This window comes from Morganella sp. B601, assembly GCF_051172335.1.
Lineage (GTDB): Bacteria > Pseudomonadota > Gammaproteobacteria > Enterobacterales > Enterobacteriaceae > Morganella > Morganella morganii.
The window spans coordinates 356,849-373,705 of record NZ_JBPIZE010000002.1; the positions used below are offsets into that span (position 1 = coordinate 356,849).

Sequence of the window (16,857 nt, forward strand, 5' to 3'; positions counted from 1 at the left end):
TGCAGGTTTGAACTTTGAGGAAAACACGACAATGACTAACTCCATGCTCAAAAAGTGGTTTATCGCGACCGCCTTTGCTGCACCCTTCATGTTTGCAGCTCATGCAGGCGCAGCCACCACCAATTGCAGCCCCGGCAGCACTTGTGTGATCAGCGGCGGCGATACTGCGCTTGAAAAAGAGAGAGCACGCCAGGAAAAAGAGCAATGGGATGATACCCGTTCCCTGCGTCAGAAGATCAACCGCCGTGCTGAAAAAGAGTTCGATAAAGTTGACCGTGCTATTGATGCTGAAGATGCATGTTTAAAAAGTTCGGTTGTTACCGCGTATTGGGAACCTAATACGCTGCGCTGCCTTGATGCAAATACAGGGCGTGAAGTTTCCACTGGCTGGAAATAAAGATATTTAAGGATAAATGATGAAAAAACTGATTGCGCTCAGTGCTGTTCTCTTTGCCGTTTCGCCTGTTATGGCGCAGGCATCCTGTGAAAGTGTGACTGAGGAAATTTCGCAGAAAATCATCAGCAATGGTGTTCCTGCTGACGGCTTTACACTGACTGTGGTTCCGGCTGAAGAAGCAGCACAGGCAGAAGGTCAGGTTGTGGGTAACTGCAACAACGAAACTCAGAATATTATTTATCTGCGTAAATAATATCCCGCTGTCAGGTTTTGACCATGAAAAAGGGCTGATTTATCAGCCCTTTTGTATTTCTACCGGAGACTCAGGACGCTGCTAACGCCTCCCCCCAGAGTATCTCAATCTGCTCTTCATTGAGATAGTGCGACAACTCCCGCTCTTCCGGGCGCAGCAGATACGGGATCTCGCCCAGCAGTGGTGCCGGTAAATGCGTCAGTAAGCGATCCATAACCTGTGCGTAGTGTGATAACCCCGGGTTTATCCGGTTTGCAATCCAGCCGATAATTTCCAGTCCATCATTTTTAATGGCTTCGGCGGTTAATAATGCATGGTTCACACAACCGGACTGGATCCCGACCACCAGGATCACCGGCAGTTTTTCCTTTTTCACCCAGTCGGATAAAAAAGTCTCGTTATTCAGTAAATAACGCCATCCGCCGTTCCCTTCCACCACGACCTGATCCGCCAGATGACTTAATTTTTCCAGACCCTGCGATAATGCAGGAAACTGAACGTCGGTGGTCGTCTGACCGTAATTACTTTCCAGCATGACCGGGTTGATATCCTGATAAGAAACATCAACTGATGATGAATCATGCAGGATCATCGCGTCACGGTTACGTTTACCGTTAAGTGTGTCGTGGTATTCTGTCGCGATTGGTTTATAGCCAACGACAGATTTACCCAGGCGGTTGATGGCTTGCATTAAAGCCCGCGTCGCAACAGTTTTGCCGATATTCGTATCTGTGCCGGTTATAAACAAGCGCCTTAACATAGATGTTTTTCCGTTATATCAAGAGGTGCGTATCAAAATTGATAACGGAAGCAGTGTAAGACATCCGGTTTATATCAGGCTTGCGCCAGCGCAATTTTTTGCGAAAATCCTGTTTTCATGAACAAATCCCTGTCGTTTATTTGTTTTATGTCAAAGATAGACACTACAGAATTATTTAACCATCCATCAGTCTGATAAGAAGTGAGCCGTTATACAGAGCCTCTTTAATTAACGCCGCGCCGGGTAATGTACCGCAATTAGTAAATTCGCATGAAGTCATTGTCAGCTCCCGGGTGAATGCCGACAAGGCACGCTGCGTAATCCGGGCGCGGATGGCGGGAAACAGAACAGAGGATGCAGGGTTTAATGGTGAGCCAATCAGGATAATCTCCGGATTAAAGATATTGACCATCACGGCGGCAATATCCCCGATATGCTGCCCCACCTGCTCTATCAGCTCACGGGCAGCAGGATTACCGTCCAGTGCCGCGCGGCACAGCATTTCAGCGGTCAGCGGTTGCCCCTCCGGAACGACCAGGAACTGAGCTGCCATTTCCAGTACATGATGCAGACCTATTTCAGTTTCCAGACAGCCGTGATTACCGCAGTAGCAGGGTTTGCCCTGCGGGTTTATCTGTGTGTGACCGATTTCCGCCGTACTGTGACTGCCGGCATGCAGCAGTGCGCCGTCGGTAATAATGGCAGCACCGACATTTTCATCAATCACCAGTTGGATAATATTCTTACACTCTTTCGCCGCACCAAAAAAATATTCCGCCAGAGACCAGGCTGAAATACCATGCTGGAGAAATACCGGCATCCCGGTGTGCTGATAAAGAATCTCTGCTACCGGTAAATCGGTCAGCTGATAGTACGGGGAATGGCGGATAATACCGTTTGCAGGGTCAACAATGGCATCAGTGGTGATGGCAATAGCCGTCAGGCGCTCGGTTATCCGGTGATTGCGGGAAAAGAAAGCATCAACCTGTGCCAGAAACAGGGTGACAAAATCCCGGCTATCCGCCGGAAATGCAATAATATCTTCGGCCAGTAACTTTCCGCTCAGTTCCCGCAGCGCAAAAACCAGTTCCCCCCGGTTAATGCGGATACATAAAAAATGCCAGCCGTCACAATCTGTTTTCAGGCCCACTGCCGGGCGGCCGCGAAAGCCTAATCCCGGAAACTCAGTTTCCCGGACCAGATGCGCATCCATCAGCTCACGGGTGATTTTGGTGATACTCGCCGGTGCCAGCTGCGCTTTTTTCGAGAGTGAAATGCGGGAAATAGGACCTTCACGATCAATATAACGGTACACAACCCCCATATTGGTTTGCTTTATATGGTCAATATGTCCGGGCTGTGCTGAAGGTTTCACCAATAATAATCCTGTGCAGATGATGCTAAGATGTTAATTATCCGAATAAATACGCGCTTAGTAAGTGGCTTCAAACAAAACTGTGAAATGATTCACAGTCAGGGGGCAAAAGCTGAACGATAAACCACAATTCCTGTTTTATTTTGCAGATATGTCCGTAATGGTGAATCAATGACCCGTTGTTCATTCCGTTTTGATGAGGCATTACGTAAAAACAGCCCGTCCGGGGTACGGATAATAACCCCGGCATGCGAGACATCCAGGCCGGGACGGTCAGAATAGATACCGATATAATCACCGGTCTGCAATTGTGAAAGCACAGCGGGTGTCAGTACGGAAACCGGCAGCCAGGCAATATCCCGCGCCGTAACCGGAATATCAGGGATATAACGGGAGCCGTTTTTTTTCTGATTCAGCATCTTGTGTGTCACCCGGTAATCCGGCGACAGTTGCCGGGTGATATCCTGTGCCACAGGCTGCGGGCCGCTGACCCAATCCGACAAAAAATGACGGCGCTGATAGTAATTCACCTCACCGTTTTTATAACGGATGTGCATCAGCCTGTCGCGGAAATCCTGCTGCTGCGGGCTGCGTTTCAGTGCTTCGGTGTAATCCAGAAAAGTGAAGCAGTCGAGCGCGTTCAGGTCAGCCACCAGAATTTCCGGTGATCCGGGAGAGCCTATCAGCTGACCGGCGCGGTAAGGTACGCCGAGAAACTGCCCGGTCAGTGCAGTAATATTGTCAGGCGCAATTTTGCGTGAGCCATCCGGCTGATAGAAATGGCTGAGCGATACCCCTGCTCCCGCAGCGCTTGTATATAAAAGAAAAAGAAATGCGGTAATAACAGAAAACCGGTATCGCCGGAACATCCGAACTCCTGACAGTCAGATCCCGCTCAGCGGAACACGTTATTTTTCAGCATCTCAATCAGCCGCTGACCGGCCGGAGAGAGCGTATTGTGTTTATGATACACCAGCCAGACCTCAGAAAATGCCTGATTTTCAGCCAAATGAATGTAACGGACACCATCCACTTTCATGCGGGTAAAAGATTCTGTTACCAGTGAAACACCTAACCCGGCAGAGACCAGCCCCAGAATAGTCATAGCTTCCCCTGCTTCCTGGGCGATAACCGGCGTAACACCCGCTTTTTTCAGCAGATTGATAATTTCATCATACAGCGCCGTTCCCACATCCCGCTCAAAGAAAACCAATGGTACGCCAGTGAGCATCTCCAGGGGAATACCCGTTTTGAGGTATTTCATCAGCGGATGATCATCATAGACTGCCAGCATAAATCGTTCTTTAAACAGCAATTCGTGAACCAGATTATCCGGCAGTTGCGTGTTGCGCATGACACCGAAGTCAATCCGGCCGCTCAGCAGCGGGTTAATCTGCTGTTTGGTATTCATCTGATGCATGTGAATAGCCACATCCGGGTATATTTCACGGTACTGGCGGAATGTCGCTGTAATATGACGCATAAATGGCGTTGTGGAGGTGAACCCGACAGAAACTTCCCCCAGTTCCCCGCGATCCATTCTGGCTGCTTTTTCAACCGCAGCCTCGACCTGAGTACGGATTTGGTAAGCTTCCCGCAGAAACATTTCGCCCGCTGGTGTCAGGCTGACATTCCGGTTGTTCCGTGCCAGTAATTTAGCCGGAATCGCATTCTCAAGTGCCTGAATCTGCTGACTGAGCGGAGGTTGGGAGATATTGAGACGCTCCGCTGCCCGTCCGAAATGCAGCTCTTCAGCGACCGCGATAAAATAACGCAGATGGCGGAATTCGATCATTATCCCCTCATTAGGTCGTAAAACATATCAAACAAGAGTATTAATATATTAGACAAAATACCAGCATCTTTTTATGCTCGGTATTATTACCAAATGCTGAGATAAGTGTATGACAGACGAGAATAAACTGATAACTGACAACCGTGTGGCCTCACCGGTGCAGAATGATCAGGCAAAGCAGCACTATATCCAGCGCGACGACAAACTGTATCTGCGTGTCACCCTCTCTTTCTTTATGGTTGGTCTGGCGACATTTGCTCTGCTCTATTTTGTACAGCCTATCCTGCCGTTGTTATCAGACGATTTTTCGGTATCACCGGCGCAGGCCAGTTTGTCCCTTTCTCTGGCGACCGGATTCATGGCCGTCGGGCTGCTGATCACCGGCCCGCTGTCAGATGCGGTCGGACGTAAAAATGTGATGGTGATATCCCTGACCTGCGCGGCAATCTTTACCCTGCTCAGTGCTTTCACCACCAGCTGGGCGGGGATCCTGGTTGTCCGTTCCCTGGTCGGATTATCTCTCAGTGGTGTCGCCGCCGTGGCCATGACCTATCTGAGTGAGGAAATTCATCCCAGTTATGTTGCTCTGTCTATGGGGCTGTATATCAGCGGTAATTCTATCGGCGGGATGAGCGGACGCCTGATCACCGGCGTTATTGCGGATTATGCCAGCTGGCGGATTGCCGTTCTGGTGCTGGGAACATTTTCTCTGTTCGGTGCTTTCCTGTTCTGGCGGTTACTGCCGCCGTCACGCCATTTCAGAGCCAGTTCACTGAAACCGAAAAGTTTGTGGAAATACCTGATCCTGCACTGCCGTGATGATGGTCTGCCGTGGCTGTTTGCCATCGGTTTTATCATTATGGGCAGCTTTGTCACTCTGTTTAACTATATCGGCTACCGGCTGATGGAACCGCCGTATCACTTCAGCCAGGCAGTTGTCGGTATGTTATCGATAGTTTATCTGTCAGGAACTTACAGTGCCTCTAAAGCAGGTGCACTGACACGGAAATACGGCTACGGCAGAGTACTGATTGGTGCAGTCACATTAATGCTGACCGGGATTCTCATTACTCTCGGCAGTTCACTGGCAGCAGTTCTGATCGGTATGCTGATACTGACGACAGGATTCTTTGCCGCCCATTCCGTCACCAGCAGCTGGGTCGGGCGCCGCGCCAGGCGTGCCAGGGCACAGGCATCCTCACTGTATCTGTTTTGCTATTACTGCGGTTCCAGCATTGCCGGTACATTGGGTGGTGTTTTCTGGTCTTACTGGCACTGGAACGGAATCGGCTGGTTTATTGCCGCTATGCTGGCAACCGGTGTGCTGATTGCTCTGTATCTGAATAAACAAACCCGGTAATCCGAATTTTATAAAACACCAGAAATTATTTTCCGGTGTTTTATATTTACGCTAGCAAAATTACTCCTTTAGGTTAATTAACAACCTGAAAAAGAGCCGCTAATATTCAAATGTACCATTGGTCTAATCCAACATTAACTGATATATTAAATTGGAGTAATCATTATGCTATCGATTATATTTGGTACCACACTTTTATTTAATTCATCAAACAGTTGTGAACCCAGCTTACCGGAAAAATGTGATGTATGGTCGCAGGTCAGTCAGTATTATACAGACGGACACTGCCCTAACACCAGACCTTACTGTGATACGCGTGAACCAGAGCAGTCACATTAATCTTCAACTATAAAAAGGAAATAATATGATTGCATTAATTTTAAGCGGCTCACTGGCGATTGGTAATTTTTATCATACTGATATATCACCTGTCATATTTCCAGACATTAAACCTGTTATAATGGATCATAATGTAATTCCATGGTGTGTGTTCGACCGTAAATATTGCTTACAATAATTTCATTACTTCAACACAATATTAAATTAATTTAAACGGAGAATACTCAGGTAATACAATTATTATTGCAATATATTTTATATTAAGGATAAGTATATGTTAACACTATTACTTAGCAGCCAGATTTTCATAAATACACATTTCTCGCAGAGTGAAATTGACAAAGAACCATTTGTTATACCACCACATATTGTTGTTCTGCACAATAATGATTTATGCCGTAAAGATTCCCCGCCTTGCTGGTAATTACTGACGGTCTTAGCCATATATATTCATTATTAAACGGAGTTTTTATGTTAGTAACATTGTTGAGTAGTGCGCTGTTCTTCTCGTTCGCTGATGCTTATGAATCATGCGATATTATTGTACCTGAATATTGCCCGACCAGTTGGAGTCCGTACTGACGCGAAAAACAATGACACAGAAAACGCAATAGCCCAAAACCGGTTGCGGTGCTACGCCGCACCCGGTTTATCTTATAAGAATTACCGGATATTACCGTTGGTTGAACCCTTTCTTTATACTGTCCTGTCCACTTCACTATATCTTACTTATCCCGACCATTGATACCTTGCATTATTTTATGTCTTATTTGCATGACTCTCCTCCCCTGACAGAAAAAGAGTGTTGTAAAGAGCACGATGCTGATGTAGTTTGTATTATAACATGTGTATGTTGTAACTAAAAAAGTGAGATGCAACTGATGCGTTATGATGCAGGCTTGTCATTTAATGAATGTTTTAACCGGCTGGAATCTTTGCTTATTTCTTTCTGCCAAAATATCCGGCAACTATCCGGAGTACAGACGCATGTATTTCAATTACCTGACCGATTAAAGGGCGAAGAAAATGAGGAAATCAAAACTATCCGTGTTATTCCTGTTTCCGGTGAATCCGCGACAAATATAGCACTGGTACATTATCAGCGCCTGTTTATTTACGATAATGACCCTGATATCAGCAGCAAATCAGCCATTCGCCTGCCCGGCGTGATGTTTCTGCCCCTTTCCCGGTCCGGACAGAGGGAAATGCAGCAACAACTGGATGATATCAATATGATGAAAGAACAGTTGATGAAGATCGTCACAGAAACCTCCGGTGTGGACAAAACACAGCGTTTTGAATTTGTACACAATCAGATAAAAGGATTGATTACACTCAATGCTTACCGGCAGATCCAGTCAGTCACCTCCCCTTCCTCAGTCCGGTTTGGCTGGGCCAATAAACATATTATTCAGAAGGTGGATCGCGATACATTGTTATCTCAGTTGGATGAACAATATCAGAATCCGCGAGCCATTCAGTCTCTGACACGGGAAGAGCGGCAGGCTTATCTGGCGAAAGAGATTTCCGCCTTAAAACAAGTGCCGGAAGACGCCATACTGAAAATCAAACGCCCGGTAAAAGTACAGCCAATCGCCAGAGTCTGGTACAGCGAAGCGCAAAAGCAGGTGCAGTATGCCTGTGCATCACCGCTGATTGTATTTTGTGATGAGAATGAGGAAAAACCGGTAACGGGCGTACTACCGGATTATGATGCGGAAAACATCAAAATCCGTCACAGACCGAAAGCAAAGAAATTAATTCCGGTGATATCACGACTGCATTTATATATGGAAGTGATGTAAAAACGGAGCCATCAGCGGCTCCGTTATGACTATTCCTGACTGCGGATTACTTCATGCTGCCGACCATATCTTCCGGACGCACCCATGCATCAAACTCAGCTTCTGTCAGATAACCTAACTTCATGGCAGAGGCTTTCAGGGTCAGACCTTCTTTATGGGCTTTTTTCGCAATTTCAGCGGCTTTGTCGTAACCGATATGCGTATTCAGCGCCGTTACCAGCATCAATGATTCGTTCAGCAGTTGGCTGATCCGCTCGCGGTTTGGCTCAATCCCGACCGCACAGTGCTCATTAAAGCTGCGCATACCATCGGCCAGCAGGCGGACAGATTGCAGGAAGTTGTGGATCACCATCGGACGGAACACGTTCAGTTCAAAATTACCCGATGCCCCGCCGATATTAACCGCCACATCATTACCCATCACCTGAGCACACAGCATCGTCATGGCTTCACATTGTGTCGGGTTCACTTTACCCGGCATGATAGAACTGCCCGGCTCGTTTTCCGGAATGGCAATTTCACCGATGCCGCAACGCGGACCGGATGCCAGCCAGCGGACATCATTGGCGATTTTCATCAGTGAGGCTGCCAGCCCTTTCAGTGCGCCGTGGGCATGAACCAGTGCATCACAGGTGGCCAGCGCCTCAAACTTATTCGGTGCCGTCACAAACGGCTGACCGGATAATTCAGCAATTTTCTTCGCCACGCGAACAGCATATTCCGGATGAGTATTGAGGCCGGTACCGACTGCGGTGCCGCCCAGTGCCAGCTCACTCAGATGCGGCAGGCTGTTTTCCAGATGTTTCAGGTTATATTGCAGCATTGCCGCCCAGCCGGAAATCTCCTGGCCCAGTGTCAACGGTGTCGCATCCTGTAAGTGGGTACGGCCGATTTTCACGATATCACGGTACGCTTCCGCTTTCGCGGCCAGAACACTGTGCAGAGATTTCAGTTCCGGGATCAGTTGTGTGCTGACCGCAATCACTGCAGCGACATGCATCGCTGTCGGGAACACGTCGTTAGAGCTCTGGCTTTTGTTCACATCATCATTCGGATGAACAATACGTTCGCCGCCACGCTGCCCGCCGAGGATTTCACTGGCACGGTTTGCCAGCACCTCATTCATATTCATATTACTTTGTGTACCGGAGCCGGTCTGCCAGATTGCCAGCGGAAACTCTTCCGTATGTTTACCGGCAAGCACTTCATCCGCTGCAGCGATCACCGCATCCGCCCGCTCTTTCGCCAGCAATCCCAGATCACAATTGACAGCTGCCGCCGCTTTTTTTGTAATGGCCAGCGCAGCAATCAGATCCGCAGGCATTTTTTCAACTGAAATACGGAAATGCTCCAGAGAGCGCTGGGTCTGAGCGCCCCATAATTTGTCCGCAGGAACATCGATAGGGCCCATTGAGTCTTTTTCAATACGCGTGGCTGCCATTAGTCTCTCCTTAGCACATAAAATAAAATGGATTTAAAATCCCGAAAGTTACAGATAGACTCTGAAAACGGGCCTATCTTGCCATACTTTCATTTCCGATTATGCGATCCGGGCAGAGTTATTGCTTTATTGTTACTATCTTATTGTTAACTGTTTAAAAAGAGAGCGTTGCTATGTTAAAAATGCAGAATCAGGTGCAATTCTATGATTGGGGAAGCCATACCGCGATGACAGAAATGTACGGTTACCCGAACCCTGACAAGCAGCCGATGGCCGAATTATGGATGGGGGCCCATCCAAAAGCCAGTTCGGTGGTGACTGACACCCGCGGCAACACCTGCTCTTTGTATGATTTTATCGCCGGTGACCCGCAGTCCGCACTCGGGGATGAAATTAACCGCCGTTTTCACCGGCTGCCGTTTCTGTTTAAAGTGCTGAGTGCTGCTCAGCCGCTGTCGGTACAGGTTCATCCGGATAAAGCCGCAGCAGAGGAAGGATTTGCCCGCGAAAACAACGCCGGGATCCCGCTGGATTCACCGGTTCGTAATTATAAGGATGATAACCATAAGCCAGAGCTGGTTTATGCCCTCACCCCGTTCCGCGCAATGAATGCGTTCCGTCCGCTGGCCGATATTGCCGGACTGCTCAGTGAGGTCGCTCCGGCACATCCTGCCATTGAACGTTTTATTGCCTCGCCGTCAGAGGAGCATCTGTCTGTTCTGTTTACCCGTCTGCTCTCCATGAGCGGGGATACCAAAGAGCGGGCAGTCGCTGTGCTGAAATCCGCACTGAACAGCCGTCAGGGTGAACCGTGGGATACCATCCGTAAGATGACAGAATTTTATCCTGACGATAATGGCCTTTTCACCCCGCTTCTGCTCAATGTTGTTGAATTGAAACCCGGAGAGGCAATGTTCCTGTATGCCCGCACACCTCATGCGTATCTTGAAGGAACTGCACTGGAAGTGATGGCTAACTCGGATAATGTGTTACGCGCCGGTTTGACACAAAAACATATTGATGTCGGTGAATTGCTGAATAACCTTGATTTTGTACCGAAACACGCAAAAAGTTTATTTATGCAACCGGAACATATTAACAACACTGAAATTTTCCCGATTCCGGTTGATGATTTTTCTTTTTCGGTGATGAAATTGCATAATCAGGAAATGATTCTTGATAATAACAGTGCTAATATTCTTTTTTGTGTGGAAGGTCATGCAGTTATCACTACAGAAACAGAACAATTAAGAGTTATCTCAGGTGAATCTGTTTTTCTTTCTGCTATAGAAAGAAAGTTTAAAATAGATGGTGAAGGAATCATTGCCCGCGTTTATAATGCTGTGTAAGTAACTTCTCTAATTTTCTCCGGGCAGTCCGCCATTGAACTGCCCGTTAATTTTGATACCGTGCGAAAACCTGCAAAATAAATCGCATATAAAGGATGGATTTATCTATGAAAAAGTCGTTAGTTGCTGTTGGCGTTATTGTCGCATTAGGCGCCGCATGGGGTGTGGCTTCATGGCAGACAGGTAAGAAAATTGAAGCAAACCTTGATGAGTATATCGCCAAAGCGAATAAAGCAATCAAGGATAACTACCCCGATGCACCTGTCACGCTGACCGCCAAAGATTTTTCACGCGGTATTTTCAGCTCTGATGTCAAACTGATCATCAAAGAAACGAAAAAAAGCGGTGATACCTCCGGCGAAGAACTCGTGATCCTCAATACTATCGATCACGGCCCGTTCCCGTTATCTCAGCTTAAGAGCATGGTGTTTTCGCCAAATATGGCTGCTGTCCACTCTGAGCTGGAAAACAATGACATCACCAAACAAGCCTTCGAAATCACCGGCGGTAAATCCCCTGTTGCAACGGATACCCGTATCAGTTACGACCAGAGTTTCGATATTGATCTTGCTGTCAGCAAAATCAACTATAAGAAAGACGGTGAAGAGCTGGCATTCTCCGGCGCTGATCTGAACGTTAAATTCGACAAAGAATTCAAAAACGTCAAAGGTAAAGGCAGCAGCAATGAACTGACTTACCGTAAAGGCGATCGCGAAAGTATCGTGATGAAAGGTCTGTCATTTGACAGCGATGTTGCCAAATCAGGTGACAGCTACTTCTACCTGGGTGACCAGAATCTGAGCCTGAAAGAGTTAGCGGTTGTTAATTACAGCGATACCGTTTCTCTGAAAGATCTGAAACTGAACGGCACCTCCGGCAGTAAAGATAACAAACTGACTGCAGATGTTGATTACAGCCTGGGTTCACTGAGCTACCGTGATATCGATCTCGGCGCTATCAGCCTGAAAGGTTCTCTGAAAGATCTGGATGCCACTTCCGCTAATACGCTGATGGCGTCTGTTGAAGAGTACACCAAACTGTCTGAATCTATGTACACCGAAGATTTCGACGATGCGAAAATGGAAGCACTGGATGAGAAAATGAAATCCAATGCACTGGGTCTGTTCAAATACAGCCCGTCCTTCGCTATCGCACCTCTGAGCTGGAAAAACAGCGGCGGTGAGTCAAAAGTTAACCTGAACGTAACGTTCAACGCACTGAACGAAGAGAGCTTTAAAGCGCTGGAACACGCAGGCAGCTTTGAGAAAGCTCTGCCGGTTCTGGTGAAAGAGTTCGGGTTCAATATGGATCTGTCCAAGCCGATGCTGACTGATTTCGTTGCAGTTGCCATGCAGTCACAGGGTATGGGCGCGAAAGAAGCCAAAGAACAGGGTGAACAGGGTGTTGCTCAGATGGCCAGCATGGGTGCCATGATGGAAATCGTGAAAGTGACCGATAAAGCGATCACCATGGATCTGAAATACAGCAACAACAACATCGATTTCAACGGTAAGAAATTCACCGTTGCTGAATTCCTGGAAAAATATGACCAGTACGGCGCACTGAGCGATAACAGCGGTGACGACGAAGGTTACGAGGAAGAAGCAATCGAAATGGATCCTAACGGTGATGTTACTGAAGAAGTCACTATCGGTGAAGAACCGGCTGCTGACGTTGCAGCTCCTGCTGCTCAGTAATTTCACACTGTTATTATCTGTTGATCAGACAAAAGCCAGTCGTCAGACTGGCTTTTTAACATCTGAGGAATACCACAATGATTAATCGCTCACTTCCCCTGACCGACCTGCACCGCCATCTCGATGGTAATATCCGCCTGTCCACCATTCTGGATCTGGCCCGTCAGCACAATTTGCCGCTGCCCGCTTATGAGACTGAAACCCTGCGCCCGCATGTGCAGGTGATGAGCAATGAACCGGATCTGGTGCAGTTTCTGAGCAAACTGGACTGGGGCGTTTCCGTGCTGGCAGACCTTGATGCCTGCCGCCGTGTGGCCGCTGAAAACGTGCAGGATGCCGTTATTGCCGGACTGGATTACGCCGAACTGCGCTTTTCCCCTTATTATATGGCGATGAAACACCATCTGCCCGTTGAAGGCGTGGTGGAAGCGGTACTGGATGGTGTGGCATCTGAAGTCCGCAACAGCCCGGTACGGATTAATATGATTGGTATTCTGAGCCGGACATTCGGCACAGATGCCTGTCATGAAGAGCTGAATGCCCTGCTCGCTCATCATGAGCGGATTGTGGCGCTGGATATTGCCGGTGACGAATCCGGTTATCCGGGCGACTTATTCACCGATCACTTCCGCAAAGCCCGTGATGTGAACTGGGCTATTACCGCCCATGCAGGGGAAGCTGCCGGTGCTGCCAGCATCTGGCAGGCGATCCGCGACCTGGGTGCACAGCGTATCGGTCACGGCGTGATGGCGATTGAAGACCCGGCGCTGATGGATTACCTGGCAGAGTACCGCATCGGTATGGAATCCTGCCTGACCTCGAATATTCAGACCAGCACCGTGCCGTCACTGGCTGCGCATCCGCTGAAACAGTTCCTGGCACACGGTATTGCCGCTACTATCAACACCGATGACCCTGCGGTTGAAGGTATTGAGATTGCCCATGAATACAATGTTGCTGCACCGGCAGCCGGTCTGACACAGGCAGAAATTGAACAGGCGCAGATTAATGGACTGGAAATTGCCTTTTTATCCGCAGAGGAAAAAGCGGCACTGAGAGATATGGCAGCAAAACGCGGCCAGTAAGCCCGGAAACATCATATACATTCCCCCGGCTGCGGATAGTTGCCGGGGGCAAATGAATGGCACATCCGGCGAAACAATTTCCGGCACCCGGTATTTACCGCCACCACCAACACAGATAATCCGCGATCAGCTCCATTTCTGACCCATACCAGATGATAACACCGGTTTTTATCCCGCCACGAAAGCAATTAATGAAAACAAAATCCACAAATTAGTTATTTTTCACAATTTTATTCCCGGAGGGAGGTATACTTTTCTTTGCAGCCTGAACGGCTGTCTAACCTAAACGGGAGAATATAATGAGCACATCACTATTCAGTAAGACCCCGACGGTCACGGTTTTCGACAACTACGGCCTGACCATTCTCGACGTTTCATACCACCGCCACCCTGAGTCACCGGACATCACCACTGAGCGTATCACACGCCACCAGTACGATACGCGGGGCTTTCTGACTAAGAGCGCCGACCCGCGCCTGGCTGAAGCCGAGCTGGCGAACTTCACGTACCGGACGGATCTGCGCGGAGGTGTCCTGCGTACACAGGGGGCAGATAACGGTATCACCGTCAGCCTTAACGACGTTGCCGGACGCCCCTTTATTACAGTCAGCAACATCGGTACCACAGACAACGGTACGGATGACAGGAGTCAGGCAGTAACCCGCACCTGGCAGTATGAGGATGCATCCCGGGCCGGACGTCCGTTAAGTATTACGGAGCAGGTAAACGGCGGAGCCGCCCGTATCACGGAGCGTTTCGTCTATGCCGGTAATACAGATGCAGAGAAGGCCCGGAACCTCGCCGGTCAGCTTGTCAGTCACTACGATACCGCCGGACTGGTGCAGACGGACAGCATTGCCCTGACCGGCGTGCCGCTCTCCGTCACCCGGCGGCTGCTGAAGAATGCGGACAATGCTGACACGGTGGCTGACTGGCGGGGAGAAAATACACCGTTCTGGAACAAACTGCTGGATAATGACGCCCGGACCACTCTGACCACTGCGGACGCCACCGGCTCCGTGCTGACCACCACCGATGCACAGGGTAATACGCAGCGGATGGCGTACGATGTGGCAGGCCGGCTGTCGGGCAGTTGGCTGACGCTGAAGGGAGGTACTGAGAAGATTATCGTGGCTTCCCTGACGTACTCGGCCGCCGGACAAAAACTGCGTGAAGAACACGGCAACGGCGTGGTAACCACATACTCGTACGAACCGGAAACGCAGCGCCTGAACGGCATCAAAACGGAACGCCCGTCCGGACATGCCGCCGGACTGAAGATACTGCAGGATCTGCGCTATGAATATGACCCTGTGGGTAACGTTCTCAAAGTAACCAATGACGCCGAAGAGACCCGTTTCTGGCGAAATCAGAAAGTGGTGCCAGAGAACACATACGCCTACGACAGTCTGCACCAGCTGGTCAGCGCCACCGGACGTGAAATGGCAAATGCCGGTCAGCAGGGCTGCGGATTACCACCGCTGACCGCTCCCTTCCCCGCAGACAGCAGTGCTTATACGAACTATACCCGCACATATACCTATGACACCTCCGGTAATCTGACGCAGATAAGCCACCACGCACCGGCGACAAACAACAATTACACAACAAAAATCACCATAAGCAACCGAAGCAACCGGGGCGTACTGAGCACTCTGACGGAAAATCCGGCAGCCGTGGATGCACTGTTCACCACAGGCGGCCAGCAGAAACAACTGCAACCGGGACAGAGCCTGACCTGGACACCGCGCAACAAGCTGCTGAAGGTGACACCGATCGTGCGGAGCGGAGACGCAGATGACAGCGAAATCTACCGCTATGATGCGGGCAGCCTGCGCATCCTGAAAGTCAGCAGTCAGAAAACCGGCGGCAGTATGCAGATGCAACGGGTACAATATCTGCCGGGTCTGGAGCTGCGCACGACAAAAACCGGCAATACGCAAACGGAGAGTCTGCAGGTGATTATCGCAGGGGATGCGGGGCAGGTACGCCTTCTGCACCGGGAGAATGGCGATGACCAGATGCGCTGGAGCTACGACAACCTGATCGGCAGCAGCGGTCTGGAGCTGGATGATGAGGGAAATATTATCAGCATGGAGGAGTACTATCCGTATGGCGGCACCGCCGTGTGGACTGCCCGCAGCGTCGCGGAGGCGGAGTACAAAACTGTGCGCTACTCAGGCAGGGAGCGGGATGCCACCGGACTGTACTACTATGGTTACCGGTACTACCAGCCGTGGGCGGGAAGATGGCTGAGCGCGGATCCTGCAGGAATAATGGATGGGCTGAATCTGTTCAGAATGGTACGGAATAATCCTGTTCGATTTTTTGATACGAACGGACTTGCGCCAAGTGATGACAAATCTCAGCAGGCGCCCGGCAGAACCTATATTAAAGAAGCTAAATACTTAGCGGCGGAACAATTATCAGCTGCTGAGAAATTTTTGAATAACACATCTAATAGTGACGTTGCATTAGATATCTATAAGACATTTTTCGGGCAGCATATGGGAGAAGAAAAACTGGGTATATGGAAGACACAAATAAAAAATGTGTCAGAGGGAATAAACAAACTGGATACGAAAAGAAATGTCCGGTATTCACCACTGAAGATAACCGCATCCGGAGAGAAATCAGAGACGGTGGCAGCCGAAGCCGATATGCAGGCATTTCAGCGCGGGGAAAAAATTTATATAAATGCTTATACTGATGTACTGGAAAACATCAAAAAAAATAAAACACTCGGTGTTGATCATTTAGCGCATATTTTAATTCATGAAATGTCTCACCTCCGCCTGGATACGGAAGATATCGCGTATATCGGGGTGATGGAATATCAGGGATCTCATGATTTAAATGCGATGCTCGCCCTTCTTGAACCAAAAAAACTACAGACCGGCAGAGGAGAGCCTGAAGAAACGCTCAAACAACGACGTGCGCGGGGAAGTCTGGACGCTGTGAGAAATGCAGACTCTTTTACAACAGCAACCCGTTATCTTGCTTATACTGCAAAAAATGCTGGTTTCTATCATGACTTTGCCGGGCAGAAAAAAATGTTCAAACCCGGTTCGCCGTCTCTTATCGCGAGTCCGCGCTGGAGGTGAGTGTCATTGATTAACACTATGCAGGCTATCATATTGTTTATACAGACTGTATTGTCGTTAAAATCCGCCAGGATGACAGCGTGATAAACAAGGCTGT

The 16,857-nt window shown here is 49.0% G+C and carries 13 protein-coding genes; 8 read left to right on the plus strand and 5 right to left on the minus strand.

Annotation, left to right across the window (positions count from 1 at the left end; genetic code table 11):
- Positions 1 to 31: 31 nt before the first annotated feature.
- Positions 32 to 397, plus strand: a complete 366-nt coding sequence (locus ACSBQN_RS06405; protein WP_004239248.1) for a DUF1283 family protein — start codon at positions 32 to 34, stop codon at positions 395 to 397.
- Positions 398 to 416: 19 nt separating this feature from the next.
- Positions 417 to 650, plus strand: a complete 234-nt coding sequence (locus ACSBQN_RS06410) for a DUF1161 domain-containing protein (protein ID WP_004238391.1) — start codon at positions 417 to 419, stop codon at positions 648 to 650.
- 70 nt (positions 651 to 720) lie between these two features.
- Here ACSBQN_RS06410 and bioD read toward each other — a convergent pair whose 3' ends face one another.
- From bioD to ACSBQN_RS06430, 4 genes are all read right to left on the minus strand, one after another.
- Entirely contained in the window at positions 721 to 1,410 is a 690-nt protein-coding gene (gene bioD, locus ACSBQN_RS06415; protein WP_024473129.1) for a dethiobiotin synthase, read from the minus strand.
- A gap of 175 nt (positions 1,411 to 1,585) precedes the next feature.
- Positions 1,586 to 2,785, minus strand: coding sequence for a sugar metabolism global transcriptional regulator Mlc (gene mlc / locus ACSBQN_RS06420; protein WP_337137266.1), 1,200 nt, complete (start codon positions 2,783 to 2,785; stop codon positions 1,586 to 1,588).
- 98 nt (positions 2,786 to 2,883) lie between these two features.
- The gene (locus ACSBQN_RS06425; protein ID WP_036408049.1) at positions 2,884 to 3,654 is read right to left on the minus strand and encodes an N-acetylmuramoyl-L-alanine amidase-like domain-containing protein; all 771 of its coding nucleotides are present in this window, start codon (positions 3,652 to 3,654) and stop codon (positions 2,884 to 2,886) included.
- Between the two features lie 26 nt (positions 3,655 to 3,680).
- Entirely contained in the window at positions 3,681 to 4,583 is a 903-nt protein-coding gene (locus ACSBQN_RS06430) for a LysR family transcriptional regulator (protein WP_024473132.1), read from the minus strand.
- Positions 4,584 to 4,689: 106 nt separating this feature from the next.
- Here ACSBQN_RS06430 and ACSBQN_RS06435 point away from each other — a divergent pair, with 106 nt between their 5' ends.
- Both ACSBQN_RS06435 and tus read left to right on the plus strand, forming a co-directional pair.
- Positions 4,690 to 5,940 carry an MFS transporter gene (locus tag ACSBQN_RS06435; RefSeq protein WP_024473133.1) on the plus strand — a complete coding sequence of 417 codons (1,251 nt, stop codon included), beginning with the start codon at positions 4,690 to 4,692 and terminating at the stop codon, positions 5,938 to 5,940.
- A gap of 1,220 nt (positions 5,941 to 7,160) precedes the next feature.
- Positions 7,161 to 8,084: a DNA replication terminus site-binding protein gene (gene tus, locus ACSBQN_RS06440; RefSeq protein ID WP_227989298.1), complete on the plus strand. Its 924-nt coding sequence runs from the start codon at positions 7,161 to 7,163 to the stop codon at positions 8,082 to 8,084.
- Positions 8,085 to 8,130: 46 nt separating this feature from the next.
- Here tus and fumC read toward each other — a convergent pair whose 3' ends face one another.
- Entirely contained in the window at positions 8,131 to 9,525 is a 1,395-nt protein-coding gene (gene fumC, locus ACSBQN_RS06445) for a class II fumarate hydratase (RefSeq protein ID WP_201893204.1), read from the minus strand.
- A 173-nt stretch (positions 9,526 to 9,698) separates the two neighbouring features.
- On the opposite strand from fumC, the gene manA reads away from it, so the two are divergent.
- The 4 genes from manA to ACSBQN_RS06465 all read left to right on the plus strand — a co-directional run bounded on the left by manA (position 9,699) and on the right by ACSBQN_RS06465 (position 16,760).
- Positions 9,699 to 10,874: a mannose-6-phosphate isomerase gene (gene manA / locus ACSBQN_RS06450; RefSeq protein WP_024473136.1), complete on the plus strand. Its 1,176-nt coding sequence runs from the start codon at positions 9,699 to 9,701 to the stop codon at positions 10,872 to 10,874.
- Between the two features lie 107 nt (positions 10,875 to 10,981).
- Positions 10,982 to 12,571 (plus strand): YdgA family protein, encoded by a 1,590-nt coding sequence (locus ACSBQN_RS06455; RefSeq protein ID WP_024473137.1) that lies wholly within the window; start codon positions 10,982 to 10,984, stop codon positions 12,569 to 12,571.
- A 77-nt stretch (positions 12,572 to 12,648) separates the two neighbouring features.
- Positions 12,649 to 13,656, plus strand: a complete 1,008-nt coding sequence (gene add / locus ACSBQN_RS06460) for an adenosine deaminase (RefSeq protein WP_152696226.1) — start codon at positions 12,649 to 12,651, stop codon at positions 13,654 to 13,656.
- 299 nt (positions 13,657 to 13,955) lie between these two features.
- Entirely contained in the window at positions 13,956 to 16,760 is a 2,805-nt protein-coding gene (locus ACSBQN_RS06465; protein WP_354632749.1) for an RHS repeat protein, read from the plus strand.
- Positions 16,761 to 16,857 lie beyond the last annotated feature (97 nt).